The sequence below is a fragment of the Emticicia sp. W12TSBA100-4 genome (assembly GCF_040253585.1).
Classification (GTDB): Bacteria; Bacteroidota; Bacteroidia; order Cytophagales; family Spirosomataceae; genus Emticicia.
On the sequence record NZ_JBELAU010000004.1, the window covers coordinates 231,924 to 245,960 of the forward strand.

Annotated in this window: 12 protein-coding genes; 5 read left to right on the forward strand and 7 right to left on the reverse strand. The window is 38.3% G+C overall.

Features of this window, described 5'->3' with window-relative positions:
* Window positions 1–68 precede the first annotated feature (68 nt).
* Both ABR854_RS06680 and ABR854_RS06685 read right to left on the reverse strand, forming a co-directional pair.
* Entirely contained in the window at window positions 69–884 is an 816-nt protein-coding gene (locus ABR854_RS06680) for a TonB family protein (RefSeq protein WP_350264604.1), read from the reverse strand.
* Window positions 885–1,078: 194 nt separating this feature from the next.
* Entirely contained in the window at window positions 1,079–1,903 is an 825-nt protein-coding gene (locus tag ABR854_RS06685) for an energy transducer TonB (RefSeq protein ID WP_350264605.1), read from the reverse strand.
* Window positions 1,904–2,220: 317 nt separating this feature from the next.
* On the opposite strand from ABR854_RS06685, the gene ABR854_RS06690 reads away from it, so the two are divergent.
* Both ABR854_RS06690 and ABR854_RS06695 read left to right on the forward strand, forming a co-directional pair.
* The gene (locus ABR854_RS06690; RefSeq protein ID WP_502881183.1) at window positions 2,221–5,364 is read left to right on the forward strand and encodes a SusC/RagA family TonB-linked outer membrane protein; all 3,144 of its coding nucleotides are present in this window, start codon (window positions 2,221–2,223) and stop codon (window positions 5,362–5,364) included.
* Between the two features lie 31 nt (window positions 5,365–5,395).
* On the forward strand, window positions 5,396–6,952 hold the full coding sequence (locus ABR854_RS06695; RefSeq protein ID WP_350264608.1) for a RagB/SusD family nutrient uptake outer membrane protein: 1,557 nt from the start codon (window positions 5,396–5,398) through the stop codon (window positions 6,950–6,952).
* Window positions 6,953–7,063: 111 nt separating this feature from the next.
* Here ABR854_RS06695 and msrA read toward each other — a convergent pair whose 3' ends face one another.
* Window positions 7,064–7,714, reverse strand: coding sequence for a peptide-methionine (S)-S-oxide reductase MsrA (msrA, locus tag ABR854_RS06700; RefSeq protein WP_350264609.1), 651 nt, complete (start codon window positions 7,712–7,714; stop codon window positions 7,064–7,066).
* A 115-nt stretch (window positions 7,715–7,829) separates the two neighbouring features.
* On the reverse strand, window positions 7,830–9,857 hold the full coding sequence (locus ABR854_RS06705) for a CHU_0125 family OmpA-like outer membrane integrity protein (RefSeq protein ID WP_350264610.1): 2,028 nt from the start codon (window positions 9,855–9,857) through the stop codon (window positions 7,830–7,832).
* Window positions 9,858–10,095: 238 nt separating this feature from the next.
* On the opposite strand from ABR854_RS06705, the gene ABR854_RS06710 reads away from it, so the two are divergent.
* On the forward strand, window positions 10,096–10,908 hold the full coding sequence (locus ABR854_RS06710; RefSeq protein WP_350264611.1) for an MOSC domain-containing protein: 813 nt from the start codon (window positions 10,096–10,098) through the stop codon (window positions 10,906–10,908).
* Window positions 10,898–11,746, forward strand: coding sequence for a hypothetical protein (locus ABR854_RS06715; RefSeq protein ID WP_350264612.1), 849 nt, complete (start codon window positions 10,898–10,900; stop codon window positions 11,744–11,746). Before ABR854_RS06710 ends, ABR854_RS06715 begins: the two co-directional genes overlap by 11 nt.
* Here ABR854_RS06715 and ABR854_RS06720 read toward each other — a convergent pair.
* The 3 genes from ABR854_RS06720 to ABR854_RS06730 are packed head-to-tail and all read right to left on the reverse strand — an operon-like array spanning window position 11,733 to window position 13,032.
* Window positions 11,733–11,975 carry a hypothetical protein gene (locus ABR854_RS06720; RefSeq protein WP_350264613.1) on the reverse strand — a complete coding sequence of 81 codons (243 nt, stop codon included), beginning with the start codon at window positions 11,973–11,975 and terminating at the stop codon, window positions 11,733–11,735. The two genes, ABR854_RS06715 and ABR854_RS06720, sit on opposite strands and share 14 nt — an antisense overlap.
* Before the next feature lie 41 nt (window positions 11,976–12,016).
* Window positions 12,017–12,781, reverse strand: coding sequence for a type I methionyl aminopeptidase (gene map, locus ABR854_RS06725; RefSeq protein WP_350264614.1), 765 nt, complete (start codon window positions 12,779–12,781; stop codon window positions 12,017–12,019).
* Between the two features lie 20 nt (window positions 12,782–12,801).
* Complete coding sequence (locus tag ABR854_RS06730; protein ID WP_350264616.1) at window positions 12,802–13,032, reverse strand: cytochrome b5 domain-containing protein; 231 nt, start codon at window positions 13,030–13,032, stop codon at window positions 12,802–12,804.
* A 247-nt stretch (window positions 13,033–13,279) separates the two neighbouring features.
* Between ABR854_RS06730 and ABR854_RS06735 the strand changes: the two genes are divergently transcribed.
* Window positions 13,280–13,960 (forward strand): NUDIX domain-containing protein, encoded by a 681-nt coding sequence (locus ABR854_RS06735; RefSeq protein WP_350264617.1) that lies wholly within the window; start codon window positions 13,280–13,282, stop codon window positions 13,958–13,960.
* The last annotated feature ends 77 nt before the right edge of the window (window positions 13,961–14,037 follow it).

Here is a 14,037-nt window from a genome sequence, read left to right on the forward strand (position 1 = left end):
ATGGTGTAACAAAAAAGCCACTACTCCGAAAAGTAATGGCTCAGGGACATGTAAACAAATATCTTTTATCAATTATAACTAAAAGCTACTGGCAAAATATACATCTGTTTCGCTGGGCGATTATGATGTCTGGCTGGTAACCATTTTGGCATTTCATTAACCATTTTCAAAACAGAATTATCGAAAACCGTTCCCAAAGATTCTTCTATTTTCGGATTTTCAATCGAACCATCTTCGTTTACCCAAAAACTAACGACGACTTTTCCTGCAATTTTAGTAGCGGCTGCTTCGGCCGGATATTGTAGATTTTTCTTCAAATATTCGCTCATCAAAAGCTGTCCGCCATTAAACATAGGTAACATACGCTCTGCGGAAGATTTATAGATAAGATCAGTACCGTCTTCATTCCAATAATTTTCTCTTACTCTATTTCCATTTTCATAAACTTCCAAGCTACTCATTTGTCCATTCGGGAAATAGAATTTCCATTCGCCAGTAGGGATGTTTTCTTGATAAACGCCTTCATAGTCAATTACACCGCTCGGACGATAAAATTTAAATTTGCCTGAGCGAACTTCTAATTTTTCATCCAAAAATGTTCCTTCCATTTTCAAGAAACCATCGGCAAAAAATTCAGCGATATCCCACAAGCCTTTTGCATTTTTTTTGGAAATCTGAATATACTTAGCTCCATCTAATGATTTTACTTCTTCACGATTGATATTGAAATACTTTCTCGTGACATCGTTTGATGTTAAATCAATTTGCGAACTCGCCACTTCGGATGCTTGGGCATATACAGGCGAGTTTTCCGAGGTTGAGGTTTGAGCAAACACCGATAAGCTAAAGCTCAATGCAATGGCAGAGGTAAAAACCTTTTTCATGTAATTATTCTTTTTGGGTATGTGTTAAGCACGTAAATTCTTGGATGAAAAGAAGTTTACGGGTACATTTTGTATCCGTTTAATAACTTTTCAAAAACTATGCCAAAGTTGCCTTTGGGCTTTTTCACAGCAAATAGATAAACAGTGTCGAAGATTGTATATACTTATACTCTATAAATTATTAGGCACAAATTTTATTTTCTGATGGTAATCGTTATTGGCATTGTGAATTTTGTTCTGATAAGTCGATTATGTGATTTTGCAGGAATCCACTTTGGCATTTGGTCAAGTACTTTAAAGGCTGCTTCATCTAACGCACGGTTAAGCGATAGTTCGATTTTAGGATTCGTCAGCGATCCATCAGGTTCTACAAAAAAACCTATTGCCATTTTACCCGTAATTTTGTTTTTCACAACCTCTTCAGGAAGTTCGATTACTTTTTGTACGAACTTGTCCATTTCTGTTACACCGCCTGGAAAACTTGGTTTCTCACGTACGGCCGCTGTAATATCAGTAAGTTTACTTCCATCTTCGTTGAAGTATTCTGCATCAACTAATAGACCATCTTCATAGATTTCCTTGCCACTAAGTTTGCCATTTCGGTGATAATAATACCAGTTCCCGACCTGAACATCATTCTTATACATGCCTTCATTGTCAATTAAAATTCCATCTGGTGCGTATAAACGATAAGGCCCATTTTTTACATCATAGGCGGTGTTGGTCACATAAAGTTCCATCGAAGGTCGGCGGTCTATGCGGTATTCGCATACTTGATAGAGTTTTTCGGCTACTTGCTTGAACTCTCGGTAGAAGGCAGCGTCTTGAGGGGTTTTTACTTCTTTTCGATTGATTGAGTAATATTTGGTAATGGTTTGTTCGGAATTAGGAGAAGATTTTCTTGCATCATTACCGATAACAAGTACAGAAACGGGCAGTTGTGATGTTGGGGCTTGTCCACGGACATAGTTGTAGCACAGCAGCACACCTGTGAGGGCGACCAAGGTTAATTTTTTCATTCTTTTATGGGTATGTGTTCACTTCAAGTTAACAAATGTAAATATTACTTTCTAAATTTTCAAAATAATTTGAAAATTTTTACATTTTCTTGAACTATTACCTCATTTTTTCTTGATTTTTTATAAATACCTAACTGTAAGGTATTTTTTTTAATAATTGGATAAAATAAGCGGCAAATCTTTTTAATTAAAAAACAAAAATATTGCCATTTAATAAATTCATAATTTTTATTATACTTATTTATTAAAAAATATTAATATATTTGGACTCTTATTCAAAAACTCAATTATTAAACAAAACAAAACTTAATTTTTTTATGAAATGTAAGTTCTACCAATTCAAGTCGAGGTACTTGTCAGTCCTCTTTTTCTTACTTTCTTTGGTAACGTTTGGCCAAAGTTCTAAAGTGGTTACTGGTAAGGTAACTGATGGAAATGGCGAGGCGGTTATCGGTGCCAGTGTAGCTGTGAAAGGCACAACTAAAGGTGCAAGCACAGATGTAAGTGGTAATTTCAAAATTGAAGTGCCAAACAGTTCAACTACTCTTGTAATATCGTTTGTTGGCTACGATACACAAGAAATCGTGGTTGGTAATAAGACTAACTTCGATATTGTACTTACTTCTAAAGAAAACGTCTTGGAAGAAATGGTTGTGATTGGTTACGGTACACAAAAGAAATCAGATTTAACTGGTTCGGTTGGTACGGTAAAACAAGACCAATTATTGGAACGTCCAGCGGCATCGTTGAACCAAGCTCTTTCGGGCAGAATGTCGGGGGTACAGGTTAACACAAACTCTGGTCGTCCTGGTGGTCGTACAACCATCCGTGTCAGAGGTTTTAGCTCAATCAACTCATCAAACAATCCTTTATATGTAGTTGATGGAGTAATGCTTCCACAAAACAACCAAAATCAATTTAGTTCGGCAATTGACTACATCAACCCTAACGATATCGTTTCGGTAGAGGTTTTGAAAGATGCTTCTTCTACGGCTATTTATGGTGCCAGAGGTGCGAATGGTGTGGTATTAATCACGACTAAAAAAGGAAAAGCTAATGAAGGACAAGTTACTTATAGCTCAGACTTTAGCGTGAATACGATTGGGCCAAACCGTCCAGAAGTATTAAATGCCAAAGAATACATGGCTGTTGAAGATTTAGCTTGGGCAAATATGCAAAAATATGACCCAGTAGGTTGGGCAGCTGGTAGATGGGCCTATTTAAACCCAAAATTACGTCGTACTGACCCACGTGTGTTTGATTCGCAAGGAAACCCACTCTATGATACAGATTGGTTCAAAGAATCGTCACAAAACAAATTATCTCAAAATCATCAGTTAGGTTTTAATGGCGGAAATGAGCGTACGCAATATTCATTCTCATTAGGATACCGTGATGACCAAGGTCTTATCAAGACTTCGTACATGAAACGTTATGCAGGAAGATTCACGATTGATGACCAAATCAAGAAATGGTTGAAAGTAGGAGGAACGCTCGCTTACAATAATCAATCAGAGAACTTAGTGGATGTTAATGATGCCGTTGCTCGTCAGATTGTAGAAGATTTCCCTTTCCTTCCTGTACAATACGCCGATGGTACGTATGCCAATAACCGTGATTTCCCATTTGCAGAAGGAACATTCAGTTCGGTTCACCGTTTGATGGGTCGTAAATATATTTTGAATACACAAACGACAACGGGTTCGGTTTATTCAAACATTACATTTGCGAAAGGTTTAGAGATGAAAACGGTTTTTGGAGCAAACATCATGACTCAGGAAAACAACCAATCTACCACTCGTACGTTGGCAATTGGTGAGCAAGGAACTGCCTCGACATCGAATCAAAAACAAACGTTCTGGTCATTAGAAAACTTCTTGACATACAACAAAACGTTTAATAAAATTCACTCATTTACGGGCTTATTGGGTCTTTCTTGGCAACAAACTGACTTCTTTAATATGAGTGCGAGTGTGCGTGGTTTTGCTACTGACTACTTCGGATTCAACAACTTAGGTGCAGGTTCTACGCTTCCAGCGGTTGGTTCGGGTGCTTCGAGTTTTGCATTTAATTCATATTTTGGTCGTATCAATTATAGCTTGAGCAACAAGTATTTGTTTACATTTACGGGTAGAGCTGATGGTTCATCAAGATTCGGTGAAAACAGCAAGTTTGCGTTCTTCCCATCGGGAGCATTTGCATGGAAGATTTCGGAAGAAGAATTCATGAGCAAAAACACAGTAATTTCTAACTTGAAATTACGTACAAGCTACGGTCTTACGGGTAACTCAGAAATTCCTTCGTATTCATCATTATCATTGCTTAGCTCAAACTACGCTACTATTTATAATGATACTCGTGTTTCGGGAACTGGTCTTTCACGTTTGGCGAACCCTAACTTGAAATGGGAAAAAACAGCACAAGCTGACGTTGGTTTAGAAATAGGTTTATTCAGCAACCGTGTGAACATTGAAGCTGATTTCTACTATCGTAAAACAACCGATATGCTTTTGGATGCACCTGTACCACAAACAAGTGGCTATGGTACTATCAGAAGAAACGTTGGTTCGATGCAAAACAAAGGGTTCGAATTTGCTGTAAACACTGTAAACATCAATACAGCAAAATTACGTTGGAATACAAGTTTCAATATTTCATTCAACCAAAACAAGGTTCTTTCGTTGGCAACGCCTTCTGATATCTTTAACGTTGGTGGGCCAAACTTTACAAACCCTACTAATATTATCCGTATCGGAGAGCCAGTTGGTTCGTTCTGGGGACTTACTCGTTTGGGTGTTTGGAGCGAAGCTGAAAGAGACCAAGCTGCTAAATTTACAAGCTACCGTAATGGTTTGACAGTTCTACCAGGTGATATTAAATACTTAGACGTAAACGGCGATAATGCTATCACTGACGCTGACCGCTCAATTATCGGAAACGGTAGCCCTAAATTCTGGGGAGCTTTGACAAATACTTGGAAATACGGTAACTTCGATTTAACGCTTGAATTGCAGTATTCTTATGGAAACGATGTAATGATGATGAACCTTCACGCCAGCGAAGACCGTCAAGCATTGGCAAACAGCTACAAATCAGTATTGAACGCTTGGACTCCACAAAACCAAAACACAATGATTGCTGAAATCAGAGATACAAGAGCAGGATACGTAACAAACGTTGATAGCTGGTGGATTAAAGATGGCTCTTTCTTACGTGGTAGAAACTTATTGTTGGGTTATACTTTCCCTGGTAGCGTAACTGATAAATTGAAATTGAGCCGCTTGAGAGTTTATGCTTCTGCACAAAACTTCTTCTTAGCTGTTACAGATAAAATAATAGGCGACCCAGAGGTGACTCCAACTAACCAAGGTGATGGTAACAGTGCTTTCTCACAAGGTATGATGTGGCACAATTACCCAAAACCTACTACTTACATGATGGGCTTACAGCTTGCGTTTTAATCAGTGAATTATCTTGAAAATAGCATTAAAAATGAAATATATTTCTAATAAATTTAAAATAGCACTTGCAAGTGCATTATTGGTTAGTCAGACCAGTTGTTCTGATTTCTTGAAAGAAAATGCTCCTTCAAACCTTACGCCTGAGAGCTTTTACACGATTCCAGACCACGCTGAAGCGGCTTTGGCGTCTGTATATGCTGACCTCAGATTTATGGGCGGCGGTGCTGGTATTTTCTCTTCTAACTGGCAACTTTTGGAAGCCCTAACGGGAACTTCAACTACCGAAACAGCTCAGAACTCTGACCTTAATAACTTATACGGTTTGGTTCATGATGGAAACACCGCTCACGTAGTAAACTACTGGAATGGTTTGTATAAAGTAATTGCACAAGCCAACCAAGTGATTGCGAAAGTGCCACCGATTACGCCAATGCCAGATGCTCAAAAGAAAAAGATTTTGGGTGAAGCTAAGTTTTTGCGTGCATCAGCTTATTTCACGGCTGTGAGACTTTGGGGTGATATTCCGTTGATTACCAACCCTCAGACTGCAAGTTCGGAAGATTTCTTACCTTCGAGAGCATCGCAAGAAGATGTTTATAAATTGATTATTGCTGACTTGACCGAAGCAGAAAACGCAGGTTTGGCATGGATGGATGCAAGTGGTAGAGTAGGCTTAGCGGCTGTAAAAGCTCAATTAGCTCGTGTATATCTCACGATGGCTGGTTTTCCGTTGAGCAAAGGTGCAACGCATTACAAACTGGCGGCCGATAAAGCTCTTGAAGTAATTACGTATGCCAATAGTAACCCTGCTACAATCAACCTGTTTCCTACTTATTCTGAAGTTCACAGAGAGAATCTTAAAAACAGAGTAGAGCATTTGTTCATGATTCAGTATAACACTTTAGTGGCTGGAAATCCGATGGGTAATATGTTCCCTAACTTTAAGCCTGTAACTTATAATGGCCCAGGTGGAACAGGTAGTACAGTACCAACAATTTCGTTCTATAATTCTTATGAAGCGGGCGATTTACGCACGAAAGACCAAGAAGGATACTTCTATACAAGCTATTTCACAAATGGTAATGGTGCAAGATTTGAGTTAGGTGCTCCGTATATTTTCAAACACTTCAACCAAACTGCTAATGGTTCGGCAGGTGTAGCGGGTTCTCGTAATGATAACTTGAATGTACCACAAATCAGATACGCAGAAGTATTATTGATTTTTGCTGAGGCACAAAATGAAGTTGGTGGGCCAAATCAAGCAACTTATGATGCCTTCAAGCGTATCAGAGACCGTGCAAAACTAACAACTCCTGCTTTGTCATCTTATACAAAAGATTCATTCAGAGAGGCAGTTTGGAAAGAAAGATGGCACGAGCTATGCTACGAGCAAATCACTTGGTTTGACATGGTGCGTTTACGTAAAGTATTTAACGAAACTACTAAAGGATTCGATAATTTCGTTGGACACATCAACCAAAGCTCTAAGCAGCCTTTGCAAGAAAAACATTTATTGCTTCCTTTAGGAAAACAAGAAATGTTGAATAACCCGAACTTGAAACCACAAAATCCTGGTTATCCAAACTAAGAAATTGTAGGTTTTAGACCATAAAAAAGTCCCTCTTTTGATTTCAGAAGAAGGACTTTTTTATAGCATTTTTTCCTATGTAGAGCCGTTGCATGTAACGTCTCTACTATTTTAATGTTTCCCTTTCAATAACTCAGGAAATTGAGCTTTCATGCGTTCTAACCTCGGAATCGAAACATTTTGAACGTAAGGGTTTTCGGGGTGATTACGCTCGTAATCTTGGTGATAAGCTTCTGCTTTCCAGAAAACTTTAAAAGGAACGATTTCCACCGCAATCGGTTTCTTGTATTTGCCCGAAGCATTGAGTTGTTTTTTGTAGTTTTCGGCCAATGTTTTTTCGGTTTCGTTTTGGTAAAAAATTACCGAACGATACGAGTCTCCTTTATCTGGGCCTTGACCTTTCACTTGGGTTGGGTCTTGCGAAGCAAAATAGACTTTCAAAAGTGTTTCGTAAGAAATGATTTTAGGGTCATAGATTACCTCAACTGACTCGGCGTGGCCTGTTAGTTCGGTGTTTACGTCTTCGTACGTTGGATTTTTCGTATGCCCGCCACTATATCCCGAAACAGCTTCTTTAACGCCTTTTAGGCTCTCAAAAATAGCTTCTACACACCAAAAACAACCCGATGCAAAATAGGCTTTTTCAGTTGGGCCATAAACGGTTTTGTCAACCACTTTTTCGGTTGGTTTGGTAGTTGTGCTACACGATAATATAAAAATAAAAACGCTCAGCGTGAGGCTGGCAACAAATGTTTTTCTCATAGCTTTTCTGAAATGATTTTGATTAAAAAAGCGTGTCAGGCTTGGGCTTGACACGCTCATGTATATAAACGCTGAAACAGGTAATTTGGTTTTATGAACAATTTTGAAAATTGTTTTACTCGATTTCTAAAACTTTAAATTCAGTACGACGGTTAGTCTGATGCTCTTCTTCAGTTTTGGCGTTTTTAATGATTAACTCACTTTCTCCGTAACCTTTCGCCGACAGACGTTCACGAGCAATGCCTTTAGATACAATATAATTAATGGCCGATTCGGCACGTTTTTGTGACAAACGAAGGTTATAAATTTCAGTTGCACGAGAGTCAGTGTGCGAGCCTAACTCAATTTTAATCTGAGGATTATCCGTTAACGTTTGTACCAATTTATCCAATTCGATGGCTGCATCTGAGCGAATATCCCATTTATCTAAATCATAATAAATATTATCAACTCTGAATGTTTTTCCTACAAAAACAGGCTCTAAATTGAGTGATGTATAGAAAGTCGTATCGGTTACAGGCTTTTTTAATAACGACTGCGGAATCTCTCGGCCATTCATTGAAAATTCTTCACGATTGGTTAAGAAATTTGCCTTTTTCGACATCACTAAATAATTACCATCAACTTTTAATTTGATTGGGCCAAATTTGCCATCTTTTCCCGTTGAAAGCTCGGTAACTACTTCGTTTTCATTATCAGTATCAACTATTCTAACTCGTGCCGAATCAAGTGGAACAAAAGCATTTGCCGCATTTTTGGTGGTAATTGTACCAACTAAATAATAATTAACTGTCTTGATTTCGAGTGCCTTGCTGGTGCTATCAGGATTGCCATTTTTAGGCGAAAGCAATGGGTTTTTCGATGGGTCGTCGTTATCGGCTAAATCTGGCTTTTTCGGAGCTTCATAATAATAAATATCGTCGTCGCCCGAGCCACCCGCACGGTTCGATGAGAAAAACACATCGCCACGCTTGCTCATTACCAAACCGAAATCATCCATGTTTGAATTATACGGAATCCCCATATTTTCAACCGTAATCTTTCCACCCGCACGCACGGCCAAGAAAAGGTCAAGTTTACCGAGGCCAGGGTGGCCATCAGAAGCAAAATAGAGTTTTCCATCTTCTGATACATACGGAAACATTTCATCGCCAGCGGTATTAATTTCTTTACCTAAATTCACTGGATTTCCGAAACGCCCCGAAGCATCCATGTTTACTCTGTAAATATCCAGTCCACCAAAACCACCAGGGCGATTTGATGAAAAATAAATCGTTTTACCATCACGTGAGAACGCAGGGCTGCCATCCCAACTGGCTGAATCAGAGGCACTTACATAGCGTGGTTCTGTCCAGCCGCTGCCATCAACGTAGCGAGCGATGTATAAATCCATATCAGGCGAAAGGTCTTTACGTTTACCTGTATTGCCACGAGAATAAATCATTGTTTTGCCATCGGGCGAAAAAGTTGGCGTTCCTTCGTTGCGTTCTTCGTCAAAAATAGCATCGCTGAATTTCTCAACTTTGCCCATTTCGCCAATCGTTTTATCTATTTTTACTTTGTAAAGTCCAACATACGGCAAGCCATTGGCATAAATTTTATTTTTGCGTGAAGCCGTAAAAATCAATTCGTCGCCCAGTACCATTGGGGCAAATTCTGAGCCTTTAGTATTGAGTTGCGAAAGATTTTTGAACTCAACTACGCTTTGTTTTTTCTTAATATCATCAATCGTTTTGAGCGTATTTACTTCACGATAAGCCTTTTCGTTGTAGGCTTTGATAGTGCTTTTCGAGTCGATGAATTGTTGCAATTCTTTCAAAGCCAAATCATAATTTCCTGCGGCTTTCAGAGCAAACGCATAGTGGAAATGAGCCTCTGGATTGGTGAGTTTTGCTTCAAAAGCCTTCTGATAAAACGGCACGGCTTCTACCCAACGATTCGACAGACGATAAGCTTCGGCAATTTTATGATACAGATTGGCTTTTTCGCTTTCGGCAATATTTACTACCTTCGTCAAATCTTTAATGGCCAATTCGTATTGACCTTTATCGAAGCTCGAAAGCCCACGTTTATAGGTTTGAATTTGTCCAAAAACCGAATTTGTAAGCACCAAAAGGGCAATAATATGAATTATTCTTTTCATGTTTTACGGGTTGTTTCATGGAAGGTTTCGCTTTCCATAGAAATTTGATATTTCGACTCAATTTATGAGTTTAACCTAATCAATCAAACGATTTTTTCAAAGAATTGTTGTTTAAGAATTACGAATAATCCGATTGACGAATTACAAATGGTTTGTTGTAGTAATAAATAACTGATAGTCAGTAGTTTACGTGTACAAGTTTTACTTTTGATTCACGATTTAATTGAAAAAACAAAATATGTCTTTTATTGTTTCTGAAATCACGATTTATCCAATCAAATCACTGGGCGGAATTAGCCTGCAACACGCCGTTGTTGAGGAACGTGGACTGCAATATGACCGCCGTTGGGTACTTGCCGATGAAAATAATGTGTTTATTACGCAACGCCAAAACGAACAAATGGCTATGATTGATGTGGCTATCGAAGAAACGGGTTTACGAGTAACACACCGATTGAAAAGAATAGCTCCTTTACAGATTCCGTTTGTGCCAGAAACTACTGAACAACAGCAAATTACGATTTGGGACGATGTGGTGCGTGGAATCCGAGTAAGCGATGAGGCAGATGCGTGGTTTACGACGGTTTTGGGTAAAAAATGCAGTTTGTTTTACCAACCCGATGATTCGATAAGATTAACTGACCCGAAATATTCAATCACAAAAGAAGAACACACGAGTTTTTCGGACGGCTATCCGATTTTGGTAATTGGACAAGCAAGCCTCGACGAACTGAATGCTAAACTCGAAGAGCCAGTTTCGATGAAGCGTTTTAGACCAAATCTTGTTTTTATAGGTGGGGAAGCTCATGTAGAAGATACTTGGAAATATTTTACTGTGGCCGATGCAAAATTGGTAGGCGTAAAACCCTGTGCAAGGTGTGTTTTGACAACGATAAACCCCGAAACGGCCGAGAAAGGGAAAGAACCTCTCAGAACACTGACACAGTATAGAAATGTGAATAATAAAATTTTATTTGGGCAGAATTTGTTGGTTGTAGAAACAGGAAAGGTTTCGGTAGGAGATGAAATATTAATGTTAGATGATAAATGATGAATGCTTGATGGTTGAAGGTAAAAATAATTTCCTTAAAACACTCCATTATCTAAGCCTTGATGTAGTGTTGGGAGCGGTGGTAAGTAGTTGGATGTTTTGGAAAATACCCGATGGAAATGGTATGGTAAATCTACCCTCGATTTTGATTTTGGGTATCTGTACTTGGATTATTTATATACTCGACCGCCTGCTTGATAACCTAAAATCTGAGCCAGAAGATGCCCGACACCAATTTCATTTTCAGTATCAGTATTATCTGCAAGTAGGCATTATTATTTTGTTTTTGCTTGCGGCTATTTTAGCCTTTTTCTTGCCCCGAAATGTCATTTATTTTGGTATTGCTCTTTCGGTTTTGATAATGATTTACTTTTATATTTTACATAAAAAATCAAAATCGGCTAATTATCAATACTTTAAAGAAATTTTTACTTCAGCAATTTATAGCCTTTGCGTAGTTGGAAGTGCTTTTAGTACGAAATCAAATCTTGACTGGCAAGCCTATTTGGCTGGTTTTGTCTTCTTCTTATTGGTGCATCAGAGTATCCTGATTTTTTCATTTTACGAATCACAAGCGTATCCAGCAACAAAAAACCTCGCCAAGAAACTTGGCAAGGCCAATTGTACTTATCTAATATGGGGAGTTTTAGTTTTTTCGATTGTCTCTATCTTTTTGACCGATAATTTATTTATCAAAAAAGTATTTTTGATAGAAAGTTTAATGGCTTTCTGCTCGGTGTTGATTTATTTTTTTGAAGTAAAACTTGCAAAAAACGAAAACTATCGTTGGCTTGGGGAAATGGTATTTTGGTTGCCTTTGATACTTATTTTCTTTTAAGTCTATCCTCAATTTTTTTTGATTTTACTTCTGTTTTAGCGTCTTCTTCTTTCTTTTCTTTCATAATTCTAAGTCCACGGCGGTAGGTATAATAGAAAAAACCTGCCACGGCAAACATCAAAAAGAAATAGCTATCTTTTAGAGCTACGCCTTTATAAAGTGCTTGATCAACAAACATGGTCAGGAATGCCAAGCTTGCAAAAAGTATGATTGATTCGATGAGTTTCATGATAAATTACTAATAATGATTTAATTGATAAGACTATTTTATCAGTCCCATAGTTCATTTTTTTCGGTTAAAATAATCGGTTTTCCGTCAGTGATAAGAATAGTATGCTCGTGTTGAGCCATAAAACCGCCTTTGTTGCCAATCATTGTCCAACCATCTTTTTGAGTGATAGCTTCTGTTGAAACCGTTGAAATAAAAGTCTCGACGGCCACTACCGAATTTTTACGAAATCTGGTAGTGTTGTATTTATCTCTGTAATTCGGAATTTCTTTGGGGGCTTCGTGCAGGCTTTTACCCACACCGTGTCCAGTCAGATTGCGAATGACTCGATAGCCTCTTTTCTTGGCTTCGGTTTCCATCAGAAAACCTACGTCAGAAATTTTTACTCCACCTTTGATATTGGCAATGGCCTTACGCAAAATATCTTTAGAGGCATCAATAAGTTTTTGGTGTTGGTAAATGTCATTTCCGAGAACAAAAGAACAACCATTATCAGAGAAAAAGCCACCAACTTCGGCCGATACATCAATGTTAATTAAATCGCCTTCTTGTAAAATTCTTTTATCCGATGGAATACCGTGGCAAAACTCTTGATTGACACTAATGCAAGTGAATCCTGGGAAATTATACGTTACTTTCGGAGCTGATTTTGCTCCAAAATCTTTGAGGATTTGTCCGCCAAAATCGTCTAATTCTTGGGTGGTCATGCCTGGTTTAGCATAATTTATCATTTCTCGGAGTGTCACGGCTACTGCCTCACTCGCTGTTTGCATTCCGACTAATTCTTCTTCTTTTGTTATCGACATTTTATTTTGTATTCCTGTAATTAACTAACCAACTTCCCAATCACCTTAAATTTCTCAAAAACGGCTTCGTTATGCGGGGCATCGGCCAATTCTTCGGTTAAATCTTGTCCAGCCCAGTGTTCGTAATGTTTGCCGTTTCTCCACAATCTTGAGCTTCCTACATCGTAGATTTGTCCTTTGTAAGCCACCCAAATATCATCTTTCTCTTGTCCGTTTCGGAGGGCGAGTTGGTTTTTGGTATATTCTTTCACGATGCTAATTGTATCTTTTTCACAACAAAATTGGCATTAAATCCGTCGTGAAGCAAAATTTTTATTTTTAATTTCAGCACTTCGTGACTTTGATTGACTAAGAAAATATTTCAAATCTTAGTGGAAACTTAGTGTTCTTTGTCCCTTGGTGGTAAAAAAATGATTGACTGAGCCGACTAATATTCTAACTTTCAATGCTTACTTTTGTTTTCAAATACAAAAACTGATACTAAAAATACCTCAACGAATGATACTCGAAAAACTCGAAGACGCCCACAAATTTAAACTTTGGAAAAGTAATTTAATTGCTAATGGTCTGAAAATCAATAAAGTAGATGAGCATTATACTCGCCGACGCTATAATGGAGAAGTGCTTTTTTCGTTGTTGATGCTTGATGCCGAAACGCCCGAAGGCGATAAAATTCCACCGATTTGTTTTCTGAAAGGTGAAGTTGTGTGTGTGTTGATTTGTTTGATAAATAAAGAAACTCGTGAGAAGTTTTTGCTTTTGGTAAAACAACGCCGCATAGCCGAGGGGGGCTTTACGTACGAACACCCAGCAGGAATGGTTGACGGCACAAAAACACCACTCGAAATAGCGGTACAAGAAGTAAGAGAAGAAACTGGGCTTCAAATTTCGGAAAGCCAATTAATGGATTTGATGGATGGAAAAAGAGGTTTCCCCGCTACTGGAACGAGCGATGAAGCAATTTATTTATATGCCTGTGAAATAGAAATGACAGCCGAAGAAATTGCGGCCATGAATAATAAAGAAATGGGAACTGATTATGAATTTGAGCGAATCACGACCCATGTAGTTCCATTTGTAGAAGGACATCGAATGATTAATAACACCAATGCTATATTACTTGACTATATGTACCTCACAAAAGTAGGAGATTTTGAAACTTTAAAAGTTCTGAGTTAAGAGTGCTGAGTTCTGAGTTGGGTTTACTCATTAAAAACTCAGAACCGCACGGGCGGCCCCGTCTCAACTCAGAACTC